The organism is Brevundimonas albigilva (assembly GCF_023503965.1).
GTDB lineage: Bacteria > Pseudomonadota > Alphaproteobacteria > Caulobacterales > Caulobacteraceae > Brevundimonas > Brevundimonas albigilva.
In genome coordinates this window covers 2,843,561-2,859,538 of record NZ_CP097298.1, presented here as the reverse complement: position 1 = coordinate 2,859,538, position 15,978 = coordinate 2,843,561, and the positions used below count along the sequence as shown (strand labels likewise).

The 15,978-nt window shown below is 68.6% G+C and carries 13 protein-coding genes, 1 tRNA gene and 2 pseudogenes; 10 read left to right on the top strand and 6 right to left on the bottom strand.

Annotated features, from left to right (window positions below):
* Nucleotides 1-19 precede the first annotated feature (19 nt).
* Nucleotides 20-835, bottom strand: a complete 816-nt coding sequence (locus MU852_RS15085) for a septal ring lytic transglycosylase RlpA family protein (RefSeq protein WP_249750241.1) — start codon at nucleotides 833-835, stop codon at nucleotides 20-22.
* A gap of 95 nt (nucleotides 836-930) precedes the next feature.
* Between MU852_RS15085 and MU852_RS15080 the strand changes: the two genes are divergently transcribed.
* From MU852_RS15080 to MU852_RS15045, 8 genes and pseudogenes are all read left to right on the top strand, one after another.
* Nucleotides 931-1,020 (top strand) — tRNA-Ser (locus tag MU852_RS15080).
* Nucleotides 1,021-1,285: 265 nt separating this feature from the next.
* Nucleotides 1,286-3,559 carry a beta-glucosidase family protein gene (locus MU852_RS15075; RefSeq protein WP_249750240.1) on the top strand — a complete coding sequence of 758 codons (2,274 nt, stop codon included), beginning with the start codon at nucleotides 1,286-1,288 and terminating at the stop codon, nucleotides 3,557-3,559.
* A gap of 47 nt (nucleotides 3,560-3,606) precedes the next feature.
* A complete protein-coding gene (locus tag MU852_RS15070) occupies nucleotides 3,607-3,963 on the top strand; it encodes a hypothetical protein (protein ID WP_249750239.1) in 357 nt (118 codons plus the stop codon).
* On the top strand, nucleotides 3,894-6,095 hold the full coding sequence (locus tag MU852_RS15065; protein ID WP_249750238.1) for an outer membrane beta-barrel protein: 2,202 nt from the start codon (nucleotides 3,894-3,896) through the stop codon (nucleotides 6,093-6,095). The genes MU852_RS15070 and MU852_RS15065 overlap by 70 nt, the downstream gene beginning before the upstream one ends.
* The gene (locus MU852_RS15060; protein WP_347342402.1) at nucleotides 5,993-6,769 is read left to right on the top strand and encodes a TonB-dependent receptor domain-containing protein; all 777 of its coding nucleotides are present in this window, start codon (nucleotides 5,993-5,995) and stop codon (nucleotides 6,767-6,769) included. Before MU852_RS15065 ends, MU852_RS15060 begins: the two co-directional genes overlap by 103 nt.
* 73 nt (nucleotides 6,770-6,842) lie before the next feature.
* Nucleotides 6,843-8,359 (top strand): annotated as a pseudogene (locus tag MU852_RS18310) (tryptophan halogenase family protein).
* Between the two features lie 20 nt (nucleotides 8,360-8,379).
* A complete protein-coding gene (locus MU852_RS15050) occupies nucleotides 8,380-9,912 on the top strand; it encodes a tryptophan halogenase family protein (RefSeq protein ID WP_249750237.1) in 1,533 nt (510 codons plus the stop codon).
* 67 nt (nucleotides 9,913-9,979) lie between these two features.
* The gene (locus MU852_RS15045) at nucleotides 9,980-10,927 is read left to right on the top strand and encodes a LacI family DNA-binding transcriptional regulator (protein ID WP_249750236.1); all 948 of its coding nucleotides are present in this window, start codon (nucleotides 9,980-9,982) and stop codon (nucleotides 10,925-10,927) included.
* Between the two features lie 100 nt (nucleotides 10,928-11,027).
* Here the strand turns inward: MU852_RS15045 and MU852_RS15040 are convergent, their stop codons facing one another.
* Together MU852_RS15040 and MU852_RS15035 are read right to left on the bottom strand one after the other, a co-directional pair.
* Nucleotides 11,028-11,264 (bottom strand): hypothetical protein, encoded by a 237-nt coding sequence (locus MU852_RS15040; RefSeq protein ID WP_249750235.1) that lies wholly within the window; start codon nucleotides 11,262-11,264, stop codon nucleotides 11,028-11,030.
* A gap of 211 nt (nucleotides 11,265-11,475) precedes the next feature.
* A complete protein-coding gene (locus MU852_RS15035; RefSeq protein WP_249750234.1) occupies nucleotides 11,476-11,853 on the bottom strand; it encodes a hypothetical protein in 378 nt (125 codons plus the stop codon).
* Between the two features lie 451 nt (nucleotides 11,854-12,304).
* Here MU852_RS15035 and MU852_RS15030 point away from each other — a divergent pair, with 451 nt between their 5' ends.
* Both MU852_RS15030 and MU852_RS15025 read left to right on the top strand, forming a co-directional pair.
* Nucleotides 12,305-12,910 carry an LOG family protein gene (locus MU852_RS15030; protein ID WP_249750233.1) on the top strand — a complete coding sequence of 202 codons (606 nt, stop codon included), beginning with the start codon at nucleotides 12,305-12,307 and terminating at the stop codon, nucleotides 12,908-12,910.
* Between the two features lie 93 nt (nucleotides 12,911-13,003).
* Nucleotides 13,004-13,309 (top strand): DUF8200 family protein, encoded by a 306-nt coding sequence (locus tag MU852_RS15025; protein ID WP_249750232.1) that lies wholly within the window; start codon nucleotides 13,004-13,006, stop codon nucleotides 13,307-13,309.
* A gap of 18 nt (nucleotides 13,310-13,327) precedes the next feature.
* Here MU852_RS15025 and gltX read toward each other — a convergent pair whose 3' ends face one another.
* The 3 genes and pseudogenes from gltX to MU852_RS15010 all read right to left on the bottom strand — a co-directional run bounded on the left by gltX (nucleotide 13,328) and on the right by MU852_RS15010 (nucleotide 15,904).
* Nucleotides 13,328-14,662, bottom strand: coding sequence for a glutamate--tRNA ligase (gltX, locus tag MU852_RS15020; protein ID WP_249750231.1), 1,335 nt, complete (start codon nucleotides 14,660-14,662; stop codon nucleotides 13,328-13,330).
* A gap of 220 nt (nucleotides 14,663-14,882) precedes the next feature.
* Entirely contained in the window at nucleotides 14,883-15,296 is a 414-nt protein-coding gene (gene dksA / locus MU852_RS15015; protein WP_249750230.1) for an RNA polymerase-binding protein DksA, read from the bottom strand.
* Nucleotides 15,297-15,464: 168 nt separating this feature from the next.
* Nucleotides 15,465-15,904, bottom strand: a pseudogene (locus MU852_RS15010) (flagellar assembly protein FliX).
* Nucleotides 15,905-15,978: the final 74 nt, after the last annotated feature.

The window sequence follows — 15,978 nt, the reverse complement described above, 5'->3', positions numbered from 1 at the left end:
ACGCAAGCCCGCGCGACGATCAGCTTCCCGATATCAACAGGGCGTCGGCGTAACCCCGCGCCACCACGGCCTGGCGGCCTCGCTCGGCGGCGTTGGCGTCGTCCCACGGCCCCACGACGACGCGGAAGCGCGCCGCGCCGGCGTCGGCCCGGACCCAGCCGCTCAGCCTGTCGGCGATTCGCCGCGCCTCCCCGGCGTCTGAGAAGCTTCCGGCCTGGACCCAGAACGGCCCGGCCTGGGCCGACGAGACCGACGCCGCAGGCGCGGAAGACGTCGCCAAGGGCGTCCCCGCCTCGGCCGTCAGCACCGTCCCGCCGCCGCCCAGACGCGGCGCCCGGCCCAGATACCGCACCCGCACCCGCCCCACGCCCTTGGCCAGAAGGCCCAATTCGTCGGCCGCCTCCCGCGATAGGTCGATGATGCGCCCCTCCGCGAACGGGCCGCGGTCGTTGATCCGCACCACCACCCGCTGGCCGGTCTCCAGGTTCGTCACCTCGACCAGGCCGGGCAGCGGCAGCGTCTTGTGCGCCGCGGTCAGGGCGGTCATGTCGAACCGCTCGCCAGTCGAGGTCGGGCGCCCGTCGTGGGCCGAGCCGTACCACGAGGCCATGCCGACCTCGTCGTAGTTCGGCTGCTCCTCGGGCCGATACCAGCGCCCGCGCACCTGATAGGGCCGCATGGTCCCCGAAACGATCGGCGCCGGGTCACGCACCACCGGCGCCTGGGATGCGGGCGGACGCGCCGAGGGCCGCGCTCCGCCCACGCTGGAACAGGCCGCCAGAAGCGCGACGCCGGCCAGCGCCAGCACGCCGCGCATCAGGTCGCGCGCCCTCATCGATCGTCTCGCCGCCGCTTTCATCCGCTCAGGATGCCGCCGGACATTTCCCCTTTGGTTAATGCCGGGTTCGTTTGCTATGGCGGGCGCGCCGCGGGTGGTTGGCAGAGCGGTTTAATGCACCGGTCTTGAAAACCGGCGAAGCTGCGAGGCTTCCGAGAGTTCGAATCTCTCACCACCCGCCATCCTCTTCCGGTTGTTGCACAGCGTGATCGCCGTTACGCGGACGCGTCGTTGTGAACGTTCTCATTTCATGCTTCAAAGCGACTCGAGAAGGGCGTCAGACTCTTCCGCTCAGGGAGGAATATCGAAGCGACGGATCGGGCCGGCGGCCGGATCGGTGCGCTTCACCAGGCCGCACACCCGTCGCCGCGCGACGCGGCGCGGCTGTTTCTCCTGACAACTGAAGGCCGCGAGGGGCGGTCTGTCGATGTCTTCAGGGGAGTTTCCATGCGTTCTCGTTCGCTTCTGCTCGGCGTTTCCGTCTTCGCCGTCGTCCTGGCGACGACGCCGTCCGCCTGGGCCCAGGCGCAGCCGTCGCCGGCCGCCTCCCACGTCCAGAGCGCGGAACGGGCGGACGCCCTGCTGGCGCGGATGACGAAGGACGAGAAGCTGCAGCTGATCCACGGCTATTTCCCGCCGCTGGCCGAGCGGACGCCGGGCGCGCCGGTCGAGGACATGATCCCGTCGGCCGGCCATATCCCGGGCATCCCGCGCCTGGGCATCCCCGACATCCGCGAAAGCGACGCCAGCCTGGGCGTCGCCAACCAGGTCGAGCAGCGCAAGGGCGACGTCGCCACGGCCCTGCCCGCCAGCCTGGCCACCGCCGCCAGCTTCGACCCCGAGATCGCCTACGCCGGCGGGGCCATGATCGGCGCCGAAGCGCGCGCCAAGACCTTCAACGCCCTGCTGGCCGGCGGGGTCAACCTGACGCGCGATCCTTGGGCGGGCCGCAACTTCGAATATCTGGGCGAGGATCCGCTGCTGGCCGGCGTGCTGGCGGGCGAGCATATCCGGGGGGTCCAGTCGAACGCCGTCGCTTCAACGATCAAGCATTTCGCCTTCAACTCCCAGGAGACCGGGCGAATGATCATGGACGCCCGCCTGGACGAGGCGGCGCTGCGCGAGAGCGACCTCCTGGCCTTCCAAATCGCCATCGAGCGGGGCGACCCCGCCTCGGTCATGTGCGCCTACAACAAGGTCAACGGCGACTGGTCGTGCGAGAACGACTTCCTGCTGAACCAGGTGCTGAAGCGCGACTGGGGCTATGAAGGCTGGGTCATGTCCGACTGGGGCGCGGTCCATTCCACCGTCAAGGCGGCGATGGCGGGTCTCGACCAGGCTTCGGGCCAGGAACTGGACAAGGCTCTCTACTTCGACGCGCCGTTCCGGGAAGCGCTGGAAGCCGGCCAAATTCCGCAGGCGCGGCTGGACGACATGGTCCGTCGCTTCCTGACCGGCCTGATCGGGGCGGGCGTGCTGGACGCGCCCGTGGTGACCGAACCGCAGGACATCGACTACGCCGCCCACGCCGAAGTCGCCCAGCGCGCCGCCGAGGCGGGCATCGTCCTGCTGAAGAACGAGGGCGGCGTCCTGCCGCTGGCGACGAACGCCCGCACCATCGCCCTGATCGGCGGCCATGCCGATGTCGGCGTCCTGTCGGGCGGCGGGTCGTCCCAGGTCCGCTCGGTCGGCGGCGCGCCCGTCGAGGTGCCGCTGACGTCGGGGGCGGCGGCCTCTTTCGCGCGATACACCTATCATGCCTCTTCGCCGCTGAATGCGATCCGCGCGCTGGCCCCGCAGGCGACGGTGAGCTTCGCCGCCGGTGATGATCTGGAGGCGGCCCGCGCGGCGGCGGCGGCGGCCGACGTCGTGGTGGTCTTCGCCACCAAATGGAGCACCGAGGCGGTCGATTCCGAAAACCTGGACCTGGCCGCCGAGCAGAACGCCCTGATCGCGGCGGCCGCCCAGGCCAATCCCCGGACTGTCGTGGTGCTGGAGACCGGCGGCCCGGTGCTGATGCCCTGGATCGATCGGGTTCCGGCCGTCATCCAGGCCTGGTACCCCGGACAGCGCGGCGGCGAGGCCATCGCCCGCATCCTGTTCGGCCAGGTCAATCCGTCGGGTCGCCTGCCGATCACCTTTCCCGCCGCCGCCGACCAGCCGCCCCGTCCGGTCCCGCCCGGCCTGGACCTGCTGAAGGCGGCCGACAGCGCCGCCGCGGACGCCGCCGCCAACCCCGGCGCCCCGCCCGCCCCCGGCATGCAGGACTTCGCCGTCGACTATGTCGAAGGCGCCGACGTCGGCTATCGCTGGTACGAGCGTCAGAGGCTGAAGCCGCTGTTCCCGTTCGGCCACGGCCTGTCCTACACGAGCTTCGCCTACGACAAACTGGCCGTTTCGAACGACGACGGCCTCAGCGTCAGCGTCGACGTCACCAACACCGGCCGCGTCGCCGGCGTCGACGTGCCCCAACTCTACGTCCGCCCTGCCGGCGGCGAACGCCCGCGCCGCCTGGCCGGCTGGTCGCGACTGTCGCTCCAGCCCGGCGAAACCCGACGTGTGACCATCAAAGCCGAGCCCCGCATCATCGCCGACTACGACACCAGCCTGCCCGGCTGGCGCATCGAGGCGGGGGAGTACGCCGTCGCCATCGCCCACGACGCGGGCGATCCCGGCCTGACGGGCCGGACCACCATTTCAGGGACCACCACAAGGCCCTGAGAAATGCCGCCAACGCACGCGGCGCTGCAAAGAGGGACGAAGAGACAATGAGACTACACCAGCGACCCCTGGTCGCGGCCCTGCTGGCCAGTTCGGCGCTCGTCGCGCCGGCCTACGCCCAGACGGCGGACGCGCCCCAGGAACAGGTCCCGATGGACCAGAACGTCGCCGAGGTCGGCGAGATCGTCGTCACCGGCATCCGGGCGTCACAGGCCCAGTCGATCGACATCAAGCGCAACGAGACCGCGCTTGTGGACGCCATCTCGGCCGAAGACATCGGCAAGCTGCCCGACGTCACCGTGGCCGACGCCCTTAGCGCATTCCGGGCATTCAGGTGCAGCGCACGGCGGGCGAAGGCTCGACCGTCAACATCCGCGGTCTGCCCCAGGTCATCACCCTGCTGAACGGCGAACAGTATCTGGCGCCCGGCAACCTGGGCACGGCCCAGCCGAACCTGAACGACGTGCCGTCGCAGTTGATGAGCTCGATCGTCGTGTTCAAGTCGCAAGACGTGTCGAACGCCCTATCGGGCATCTCGGGCACGATCGACCTGCGCACCCGCCGGCCGATGGACTTCGACTACGGCCCGACCGTCTTCACCGCCGCCGAGTATCAGACGGGCGAGCGCACCAGCGAGTCCGACTATCTGTTCAACGGCCTGCTGAACTGGCGCGGCGACCGCTTCGGCGCGATGCTGTCCGGCGTCATCAGCAATTCGAACCTGGGCAACAACTACTCCGGCATCAGCCAGAGCGTGCTGGGCAACAACGACTGGGGCGGCGGCGGCGACAACTGGATTTCGCCCCACGGCTACGACAGCTTCAGCCGCGTGGTCGAACGCGAGCGCGAGAGCCTGAACGGCGCCTTCCAGTTCGACATCGAGGACGGCATCCGCCTGACCGGCGAGGTCTTCTACACCCACCAGCAGGAATACAACCGCGCCGCCGGCCTGAACATCTCCAATCGCTGGAATGGGCTTGGCTGGACCACCCCGACCGACTTCGTCGAGACCGGCGTGACGAACCCGAACCAGGAGATTCCGCAGCCCTGGCTCAACGTCAGCGAGTACGACCTCGACGTCTGGTGGATGAACTCCTTCACCGTCAACCGCGCGACCGAGAACGAGTCGATCAACTTCAATCTGGAGTTGGACTACGACAAAGGCGGCCCGTTCACCTTCAGCGCTCGAGCCATCAAGGCCGAAGCGAGCCTTGAAAGCATCAACGGCCAGGTCCAGGGCGACCTTTCGAACTGGCAGTACGGACCCGACCGCGCCTTCACCCGGTTCCGCCAGGCCGGCGACCGAACACGGGGCACCTTCTATCCCGCCGAAATCGCGGCGATGTATCCCGCCTCGCGCTATTCGAACGGCGTGGTGGGCAGCCAGGGCGGGCGATATATCGATCCCAACCCGTTCGGCTACGGCGCCGATCCGCAACTGCACATCAACCTGACCGGCGACAGCCTGGCCTGGAGCGGTTTCGACACGCCCCTGCCCGGCGGCCTCGGGACCGTGCCGCTGACCGACTACATGTCGAACCTCGACAGTTACACGGTCGGCGCCTATTCGTCCGAAAGCAACCAGCGCAACAATTCCGACCTGACGGTGGTGCGCTTCGACGGCTCGTACGAGTTCCAGGACGCGCCGTTGTTCGGCGTCATCACCCGTGTCGACGGCGGCGTGCGCCACAGCGCCCGTGAAGTCGAGATCCGCAGCTTCCACCTGTTCTCGGACTTCTACGCCGGTCAGGGCGCGGGCAATCAGGCCGGCTGCTCGGCTCAGTGGAAAGCCATCGACGTCGTGATGGACAACTCGCTGTGTCGGTCGGGCGAGTTCGTCTCCAACCCGTCGTTCGACCCGACCCTTCCGATCGTCGATCCCACAAGCTGCACGGGCGGCACGCCGGGCAACGCCCCGACCTGCTTCCAGGGCTATACGGTGAACCGCCCGACGCTGCTGCGCGAGAACAACAACACCTATTTCCTGACCGACTACGGCTCGATCACCTCGGGTCTGCCGGGTGTTTGGGTCGCCGATCCCCGGGACTTCGACGACGCTCGCGCCTTCCAGGAACGCGTGTTCGGCAACGCCTATGAGGTCATCATCCCGGGCAACACCTATGACGTGGACCTGTTTGAGGACGCGGCCTACGCCAACTTCGTTCTGGGATACGGGAACCTGTCCGGCGATGTCGGCGTGCGCATGGTCCGAACCGAACTGCGCGCGCGTCAGAACCTGACCGATCCGACGCCGCGTCCCTATGGCGACACGAACAACGATATCGGCGACGTCACCTCCAGCCGCAGCTACACGGACTGGCTGCCGACGGTGAACCTGCAGTATGACTTCAGCGACAAGCTGAAGCTGCGCTTCGCCTACGCCAAGACCATGATCCCCCTGGATCTGGGCAACTACGGCGGCGGCGTTTCGATATCGACTGTGGATTCGCAAGGACCTACGGACGAGGATCCGACCGCACCCCGGTCGGCGTCAGACGCGTCACCGGCGCCAGCATCGGCGGCACGGTCGAACTGAATCCCTGGCGGTCGGACAATTACGACCTCGCCCTGGAGTACTATTTCGGCCCCGCCACCATGTTCAACGTCGGCATCTTCCGTCTGAACATCGACAGCTTCGTCACGCGGGAAACGGTGCCTCTCAGCGGCGAATATCCGGACGGCGACGGCGTCGTCCGTCGTCTGGTGGATGTGAACCGGCCGGTTCAGGGCGAGGGCGGCGAACTCCAGGGCGTCGAGGTTGGGGCCAAGGTCGGCCTGTCTGACTTCATCGACACGCCCATCTGGAGGGACTTCGGCTTCGACGGCAGCTACACCTATTCCGACAGTTCCCAGAACGCGCAGAACCTGTCGGGCGAGGATCTGCCGTTCCCGGACAACTCGGAACAGTCGATGAATGCGGCCGTCTGGTACCAGGGCGACCGTCTGCAGGCCCGCGTGGCCTGGAACTATCGTACGCGGCGCCTCTCGGCCACCTACGGCGCAATCCCGATCTATCAGGATGACGCGCAGTACGTGGACGCCAACATCACCTACGACATAACCGACATGGTGACGGTCTACGCCAACGGCTCGAACATCTTCGGAGAGATCGAGGATTACTTCTTCGAGTTCGAGCCGGGACAGGAACAGTTCCACAGCCGCAATCAGTTCGAGCCGCGATACTCCGTCGGTATCCGCGCTCGCTTCTGACCCTTTCCTGAGCGACTGGGCCGGCGACGCATCCGTGTCGCCGGCCGCCTTTTCCGGTTATTCAGGATCAGACATGCAAGACCATCGCATCCGGTCTGTCGTCATCGTCGGCGGAGGAACCGCGGGCTGGATGACGGCCGCCGCCCTGGTCCAGCACTTCCGCTCGACCCCGGTGAGCATCACCCTGATCGAGTCCTCCGAGATCGGCGCCGTCGGCGTCGGCGAAGCGACCATCCCCACCATCCGCCGCTTCTACGCCCAGTTGGGCATGACCGACGACGCGGTGATGCGGGCGACCCAGGCGACCTGCAAGCTGGGCATCCGCTTTCTGGACTGGAGCGCGCCGGGCTCCGACTTCATCCATCCGTTCGGCCACTACGGCCAGGACGTGCGAGGGACCGGCTTTCACCACTACTGGCTGAAGCAGCGGCAGGCTGGCGACGACACGCCCCTGGCCGCCTATTCGCTGGGCGCCGCCCTGGCCGCCGCCGGCAAATTCGCCCTGCCCGCCCCCAATCCGCCGACCCAGTTGTCGGTGTTAGACTGGGCCCTGCATTTCGACGCCGCCCTGTTCGCCCAGCACATGCGGGCCTATGCCGAGGCGGGGGCTGCACGCGCATCGACGCCCGCATCCGCTCGGTGGAACAGCGGCCGGAGGACGGCTTCATCCGCGCCGTCACCCTGGACGACGGCCGCGAGGTCGAGGGCGACCTGTTCGTCGACTGCTCCGGCTTCCGCAGCCTGCTGCTGGGCGAGGCGCTGGGCGTGCGCTTCGAGGACTGGGGCCGTTGGCTGCCGTGCGACGCCGCCTTCGCGGTGCAGAGCCGCAACCGCCCCGGCGACGCCCCCGCCCCGTTCACCCGCGTCACCGCCCGCTCGGCCGGCTGGCAATGGGGCATTCCGCTGCGCCACCGCGCCGGCAACGGCCTGGTCTTCTCCAGCGCCCATCTCAGCGACGATCAGGTGCTGGCCGAACTCATGCCCCATCTGCTGGGCGATCCGCTGACCGAGCCCCGCCGCATTCCCTTCCGCCCCGGCCGTCGCGCCCAGGCCTGGTCCAGGAACTGCGTCGCCATAGGCCTTTCGGCGGGGTTCCTGGAGCCGCTGGAAAGCACCAGCATCGCCCTGATCGAAACCGGCGTCGCGCGGCTGAAGCAACTGTTCCCCGACCGCCGCTTCGCCCCGGCGGTGATCGACGAATACAACGACCAGAGCGCGCGCGAGATGGAGCGGGTGCGCGACTTCATCATCCTGCACTACAAGCTGAACCGGCGGACGGATTCCGCCTTCTGGCGCGACTGCCGCGAGATGACCGTGCCCGACACCCTCCAGCGCAAGATCGACCTGTGGACCGCCCGGGGCGAGTTCGTCCGCTATCGCTGGGAGATGTTCCATCCCGCCAGCTGGCTGGCGATCTATGACGGCTTCGGCGTCCATCCGGACGACTACGATCCCGCCGTCGACGCCATGACCCCCGCCGACCTGGAACGCGGCCTGCGGGACATGCGCGACAACATCGCCCGCCTGGTCGCGTCCACGCCCGACCACGCCCAGTATCTGGCGGCCCTCGATCGCGGACAGGCCGCATGACAAACCCAACGAGCCCTTCCATGGACCAGTCCCGCCGCCCCCTGAAGAAGATCTGCATTATCGGCGGCGGCTCCGCCGGCTGGATCGCGGCGGCGCTGATGTCGGAGCATTTCAAGGGGAAGCTGGCCGAGATCGAACTGGTCGAATCCGACGACATCGGCATCGTCGGCGTGGGGGAATCCACCATCCCGCCCTTCCTGCAGATGCTGACCCGCCTGGGGATCAACGAGCAGGACTTCCTCAAGGAGGTCCAAGGCTCGTTCAAGCTGGGCATCCTGTTCAAGGACTGGAAGCTGAAGGGCGACGATTACATCCACCCGTTCGGCCGTTTCGGCGTCCCGGTGGAGATGGACGACCTCTATCAGGTCTGGCTGAGGGCGCGGGCCCAGGGCTACGACGGCCCGCTGCAAGCCTTCGCCGCCGCCTCGGTCATGATCGAGCAGGACCGCTTCACCCTGCCATTCAAGGCCCCGCGCACCCCGGTCGCCTCGGCCGCCTACGCCGTCCACATCGACGCCCGCCGCATGGCCCGGTATCTGCGCCGCTTCTCCGAAGCGCGTGGGGTGACGCGCACCGAAGGCATCGTCGACCAGGTGGTGACCCGCCCCGACGGCTTCGTCGAGGGCGTGGTGCTGAAGGACGGCCGCCGCATCGACGCCGACTTCTTCATCGACTGCACGGGCTTTCGCGCCCTGCTGATCGGCAAGACGATGGGCGTTGGCTATCATGACTGGTCGTCCTGGCTGCCCTGCAACCGGGCGGTCGCGCTTCAGGTGACCAACCCGACGCCGCCCGGCCCCTACACCCTGGCGCACGCCCAGGACCACGGCTGGTGCTGGCGCATACCCCTGCAGCAGCGCAGCGGCGTCGGCTACGTCTTCTGCGACCGCCATGTCAGCGACGACGAGGCCCTGGCCAATCTTCTGGCCCAGGCCGAGGGCGAGCCGATCGTCGATCCCTGGATCATCCCCTTCAAGACCGGCATGCGCGAGCGGCTGTGGGAGAAGAACGTCCTGTCGCTCGGACTGGCCGGCGGCTTCATAGAGCCGCTGGAATCGACCGCCCTGCATCTGATCTACCGGGGCATGGACTTCTTCCTGCGGTTCCTGCCGGACGCCGACTGCGATCCCGCCCTGATCGCCGAATACAATCGGCGGATGACCCAGGACTACGAGGAGATCCGCGACTTCGTCATCATGCACTACGCCACGACCCAGCGGGACGACAACGACTTCTGGCGTCAGTGCCGCACGATGGAGATGCCGGAATCGCTCAAGAGCAAGATCGAGCTGTTCCAGGTCAACGGCACGGTCCGCGAGGGCGTGGACCTGATGTTCCGCAGCGTCAGCTGGCAGTCGGTGCTGGAAGGCATGGGCGTGCATCCCCGCGCCTATCATCCCCTGATCGACCGCATCCCGTTCGAGGGCATGCCCGCCTATCTGGATCAGGCGGCGACGGCCATACGACGCGCGGTCGAGGGCCTGCCCCGCCATGCCGACTTCCTGAAGGATCACTGCACCGCCCCGTCGCCGGATTGGGCGGCGCCGGTGTGACGGCTTCCCCTTGCTTCGAAACGGTCAAGGCTGACACAATGGCGTCGGGGTGCAGAGGACCATCGGCTTGCGGCGCGCGGTAACCATCAAGGACGTCGCCGCCGAGGCCGGCGTCTCCCTGCAGACGGTGTCGCGGGTCATCAACGACGGACCCAACGTGCGGGCCGAGGTCAAGGCGCGCGTCAACGCCGCCATCGCCAAGCTGGGCTACACTCCCAGTCTGGCCGCCCGCCGCATGGGGGGATCGCGGTCCTATCTGCTGCTGGCCCTGAACGACCGTGACCGCACGATCGAAGGCTGGACATCCGGCGAGGGCACGGACTGGGTCGACCAGATGCTGATGGGCGGAATGCTGGAGTGCGCCCGACGCGGTTACCGCATGATCTTCGAGCTGGTCGACACCCATTCCAGCCATGTCGAGCGCGAGGTCGCCGGCGCCCTCGCGGCCCTGAATCCCGACGGGGTGATCCTGACGCCGCCGCACTCGGACAATCCGCTGATCACCGATCTGCTGGAGCGCCGCGGCCTGCCGTTCGCCCGGATCGGCTCCCAGACGCCAGGGGCCGGCTTCGCCATCGCCATGGACGACGCCGAGGCCGCCCGCGTCGCTGCCCGGCGGCTGATCGACCTGGGCCACCGGCGGATCGGCTTCATCACCGGCAGCGACGAATACGCTCTCAGCGCCGCGCGCCTAGACGGTTACGCGGACGCGCTGAAGGCGCACGGCCTGTTCGATCCCGCCCTGGTGACGCCCGGCGATTTCAGCTTTCAATCCGGCGAGGCCGGCATGACCGCCCTGCTCGCCCTGGCCCAGCCGCCGACGGCCGTGGTGGCCAGCAACGACCAGATGGCGCTGGCGGCTCTGCGAGTGGCGAATGGGCGCGGCCTGTCGATTCCGCAGGATCTGTCCATCATCAGCTTTGACGACACCCCGATCGTGCGCTTCAGCCACCCGCCGCTGACGGCCATCCGCCAGCCCGTCGCCGCCATGACCGCCCAGGCGGCGATCTGCTGATGCGGGCCAAGGCCGGAGAGACGGACCTTCCCATGGGCCGCCTCGTGCCCTTCTCCCTGATCGAACGCGCCTCCACCGGGCCCGCCCCGGCGTGAGCCCGCTATTCCAGCAGCCCGCGGCGCTGCATGTCGACCACCACGGGGTCGCTGAGCGCGGCGATGACTTCCAGGTCATAGGCGTCCTCGGCCTGGTCGCGGTCGTCGAACAGCCAGACTCCGTGGCGGCGCAGGGTCGAGACGCTGAACTGGAGCGCCGCCTTCTGGCGCGCGCCCAGCCGTTCGATCCGCTGCAATCGGACCCCGGCCTCGGATCGGATCAAGGTCTTGCGCGTCGGCATTCGATCCCCCCTTCGCCTGCATGCTTTCACAGAAAACAGAGGTTGGGAGTCGGCCGGCGGCCGGCGTCTTCACATCTGCGTAACCTTTCGCGCGCGCAAAAAAAGGCCCGGCGAAGAGGGCCGGGCCGATGAAAGGTTCGGTGATGGTGGCCTCCAATACGCAGAGGTCGCCTTCTTCCTTAACTGAATTGGTGAACGAACCCTTAAGTCCTCAGTCCGGCAGCCAGGATTCCTGCCGGCCCTGGGGCGGCGTCGGCCAACCGATCCGCCAGCCGTTGCCCGCGCGCGCCAGGGTGGTCCCCTCCGGCGCGCCGACGCCCGGATAGGCGTAGGTCCGGCCGCCGACGACGATCGAACGCGCGCCCCCGCCGCTGACCAGCACGCGCCAGCGCCCGTCGGACAGCCGCGTCACGGCCTCGGGCGCGCCGTCGACTACGACCGTCGGCGGCGCGCCCTGCGGCGACGCCCGCCCCACGATCTGAAGCGCGGCCCCGTCGGAATCGATCGCGTCCAGCGGACCGGCGGCGTCGAGCCGCCGCGTCGCCTCCCCCGCCGCGATCAGGGCCGCCGGGCCGCCCGGTATCAGCACCAGTCGATCCGGCGAGACCGGCGTCTTCCCCGATCTGAACCTCGGGCGTCAGCAGCACGGGGGCGCTGGGGGCGGGGATCCTCAGCTCGAACCGCCCTTTCGAATCCGCCGCGGCCGCCACGGCCTCTCCGTCCGCGCCGCGCAGCACCACGCGCGCGCCCGGCCCCGCGGCGCCGCGCACCAGGCGATCCGTCCCGTCGGCGGCCAGGGCGTCGATCCGGGGCGGCTGAATCCACGCCGAGGCGGCCGGCGCCTCCGACGCCTGCGGCGCCGCCTCGTCCTTGCCCGAACACGCGCCCGCGCCGGCGACCAGCACGGCCATGATGACGATCCGAAGTTCCATCCCGCGCCTCGACGATATAGGACTGGCGACCCAGCGTTCGGCTCGTGTTAGCTCGACCGCCGCCGGTTTGGCCATGCCTGCCGCGTCCCATCCAGTTCCAGAGGCCCCATGTCGCTGCCCGACGTCTCCATCCAGCCGTTCGCCGGTCCCTCCGTCTGCCTGTTCTGCGCCTCGTCCGACGGCGCCGATCCCGCCTATCTGCAGTCGGCCCGCGATTTTGGAGCGGCGACGGCGGCGGCGGGCTGGCGGTTGGTCTATGGCGGGGGCGGCGTCGGCCTGATGGGCGCCTCGGCCCGCGCCGCGCACGAAGCGGGCGGCCGCGTGCTGGGCATAATGCCGGCCTTCCTGCGCAGCCGAGAGCGGCTGTTCGACGACGTGGAGACCATCGTCGTCACCTCGATGCACGAGCGCAAGCAGCTGATGTACGACCAGTCCGACGCCTTCGTCGTGGCCCCTGGCGGCATCGGCACCCTGGAGGAGATCGTCGAACTGCTGTCGTGGAAACGGTTGGACCTGCATCACAAGCCGGTCGTCTTCCTGAACATCAACGGCTTCTGGAACGGCTTCTTCGAACTGATGCGTCACAGCGTGGCCGAAGGGATGACCCCGGCCAGCTTCCTTCAGGCCTGGACGGTGGCCGACACGGTCGAGGACGCCATGGCCCAGCTGGCCGCCAGCGACGACACGCCGCAGGTCCGACATGACCTGCGATAACTGAACGCCGATCATTCGGCATTGACAGTTTTCTAAAAAGACGGTGAGAGGCGGGAACGATCGGCAAGCGATCGTCCCCGTTTGGAGATTCCCATGCGCGCTCTCATTCTCGCCGCCGCCCTGCTGGCCGCTCCCGCCGCGGCGCAGTCGCCCGCCCCGACCAGCCTGCCTCCGACCCGCCTGACCCTGGCCGACGCGGCCGACGCCCCGTCGCGGCCGCTGATCCTGGACGGCGCCCGCTGGGCCTGCGAAGGCGCGGTCTGCACCGCGTCGGGCGGGTCCGAACAACCGGCGACCCGCGCCTGCCGCCGGGTGGTCCAGCGTCTGGGCCCGGTGACCGCCTTCTCCTGGAAGGGCGTGAGCCTGACCGACGAACAGATCGCCGCCTGCAACGCCTGACCGGGCGCGAGGCGGCCGTCAGGCCGTCTCGCCTCTCAGACGGCGAACGATGGTCTCTCGGCCGATCAGCGGGGCCAGGGCGGCCATGTCCGGCCCATGCGCCTGTCCGGTCAAGGCGAGGCGCAGCGGCATGAACAGCGCCTTGCCCTTGGCCCCGGTCTCGGCCTTCACCGCGCCGGTCCAGGCCGACCAGGCGGTCTCGTCGATGGTGTCGGGCAGCAGGCCCAGCGCCGTCTCGGCGAAGGCCGCATCCTCGATCACCGGCGTGATCGGTCCCTTCACGATCTTCGCCATTTCGACGACGTCGGCGAACTTGTTCAGGTTGGGCCGCACCACGTCCCAGAAGGTCTCGCCCAGGTCCGCGTTGACCGCCGCCAGACGCGGCCGCGCGGCCTCATAGGACAGGGCGTGCAGCGCCTGGGCGTTCAACCGGTCCAGGTCCGCCGTGTCGTATCGCGCCGGCGAGCGACCCATCTTGGAGAAGGCGAAGCTTTCGCCTAGCGCCTGGACGGAGGCGGCGACTTCCAGCGGGTCCGACGTGCCGATGCGGCCCAGATGGCTGGTGATGGCGATGGGCTCGTAGCCTTGGTCGCGCATCTCGCTGATCGACAGCGAGCCCAGCCGCTTGGACAGGGCCGCGCCGTCCGCGCCGACCAGCAGCGGCATGTGGGCGAAGCCGGGAACCGGCGCGCCCAGCGCCTCGAAGATCTCGATCTGGGCGCCCGTATTGGTGACGTGGTCCTCGCCCCGGATGATGTGGGTGATCGCCATGTCGATGTCGTCCACGACGGACGGCAGGGTGTAGAGGAACAGGCCGTCCTCGCGGATCAGCACCGGGTCGGACATCGACGCCGTATCCACCTCGGCGTGCCCGCGCGCCAGGTCTTCCCACGACACCCGCTTGCCTTCCAGCTTGAAGCGCCAGTGCGGGCGACGCCCTTCGGCCTCGTAGGCCGCCTTCTGCGCGTCAGTCAGGTCCAGCGCGGCGCGGTCGTAGATCGGCGGCAGGCCGCGCGACAGCTGCACCTTGCGCCGGCGATCCAGTTCCTCGGCCGTCTCATAGGCCGGATACAGCCGCCCCGACGCCTTCAGGCGCTCGGCCGCCTCCTCATAGCGGTCGAACCGCTTGGACTGGTTGTAGCGCTCGTCCCAGGTCAGTCCCAGCCAGGCCAGATCGTCCTCGATCCCCTGCTCGAACGCGGCGGTCGAACGCGCCAGGTCGGTGTCGTCGATGCGCAGCACGAACGATCCGCCCTGCCCTTTCGCGAACAGCCAGTTCACCAGGGCGGTGCGGACGTTGCCGACGTGCAGCTTACCCGTCGGCGACGGGGCGAAACGAACCTTGACGGACATGAAGACCTAGACCTCGAAAGCGAGGCGGCTAGGTCGCGCCGCAACCCGGCGAAGTCAAGGCGCGGCTTGGCAGGCGGCGGCGAAACCCGGCGCGAACGCTCGCGTCGCCTTCGACAAAGATCGCCAGACCGACCAAGGCGACGGTCTCGCCTGCCCCGCCGAGCCAGGATCAGCGGTGACGACCTGGCGCGAAAGACGCCGGTCGGGCGCCCGACGCCGATCAGTCGTCGCGGTGCACGCGCTCGCGGCGTTCGTGGCGTTCCTGGGCCTCGACCGACAGGGTCGCCGTCGGACGGGCTTCCAGTCGGCCCAGGCCGATCGGTTCGCCGGTGTCCTCGCAATAGCCGTAGGAGCCGTCCTCGATCCGGCGCAGCGCGTCGTCGATCTTGGAGATCAACTTGCGCTGGCGGTCGCGGGTCCGAAGCTCCAGCGCGCGATCCGATTCCGACGACGCGCGATCCACCAGGTCGGGGTGGTTCTCGGTCTCGGCCTTCAGATTGACCACCGTCCCGCGCGACTCGCGCAGGATGTCGTCCTTCCACGCCAGCAGCTTCTTCTTGAAGTAGGCAAGCTGCCGTTCATTCATGAACGGCTCGTCGTCGGATGGCCGGTACGCAGCCGTTTCGTCGGACATTACGGACGCCAATGCGTTCATCGCACTCACGCTCTAATAGCACGCCCCCCTGTGGCGTAGGGGCCGTATAGCACCCGCGCGAGTCGCGGCAACGCGGCTCGCGATTCCGTGATCGCAATTCCGCCGACAGGCGTACGGGCGTGACAATTGTCACGCAATGCAAAGGAGTTACGATCTCGTACGCGGGTCGGCCCGGCGCATCTCGGCCTTGGCCAGTTCAACTGAGGCTCGAAGATCGATCTCGTCCAGGACGGCGTTCAGCCCGGCCTCTTCGCCGGCCTCGGGGCGCTCCTCCTGAAGCGCGCGGGAGAGACGCCGGAGCGCGGCCTCGTCGGCCTCGCCGCCCAGCAGCGCCAGCTTCAGCTCGTCCAGCCGATCCAGCAGCCCCCGCCCCTCCGGACCGCCCGGCGGCGACGCTCCAGCGGGCCCTCCACCCCCTGCAACGCCATCAGGGCCGAGACGTCCGAAACGCCCGAGGTCGAGGCGGTCGGCGCGGCCGCGCCGGTCGCGCTGGCGCTGGGCGCGCTCCCCAGCGAAAAGCCCGAGGCCGGACGGGAAGGTCGGGCGCTGGACGAGGCGCCGGGCGCGGCGGGGCCGGTGATCTTCATGCGACTCTCCGGATCATGATCCGATGTTTCGCCGCCCGACATGAGCGTTTGGTTAACGACGCGGCAAAACTTGC

Bases quoted from the DNA above. Each gene is read 5' to 3' on its own strand.
- MU852_RS15085 (WP_249750241.1), bottom strand. From the start codon at position 835: ATGAGGGCGCGCGACCTGATGCGCGGCGTGCTGGCGCTGGCCGGCGTC.
- MU852_RS15075 (WP_249750240.1), top strand. From the start codon at position 1,286: ATGCGTTCTCGTTCGCTTCTGCTCGGCGTTTCCGTCTTCGCCGTCGTC.
- MU852_RS15070 (WP_249750239.1), top strand. From the start codon at position 3,607: ATGAGACTACACCAGCGACCCCTGGTCGCGGCCCTGCTGGCCAGTTCG.
- MU852_RS15050 (WP_249750237.1), top strand. From the start codon at position 8,380: ATGGACCAGTCCCGCCGCCCCCTGAAGAAGATCTGCATTATCGGCGGC.
- MU852_RS15040 (WP_249750235.1), bottom strand. From the start codon at position 11,264: ATGCCGACGCGCAAGACCTTGATCCGATCCGAGGCCGGGGTCCGATTG.
- MU852_RS15030 (WP_249750233.1), top strand. From the start codon at position 12,305: ATGTCGCTGCCCGACGTCTCCATCCAGCCGTTCGCCGGTCCCTCCGTC.
- MU852_RS15025 (WP_249750232.1), top strand. From the start codon at position 13,004: ATGCGCGCTCTCATTCTCGCCGCCGCCCTGCTGGCCGCTCCCGCCGCG.
- gltX (WP_249750231.1), bottom strand. From the start codon at position 14,662: ATGTCCGTCAAGGTTCGTTTCGCCCCGTCGCCGACGGGTAAGCTGCAC.
- dksA (WP_249750230.1), bottom strand. From the start codon at position 15,296: ATGTCCGACGAAACGGCTGCGTACCGGCCATCCGACGACGAGCCGTTC.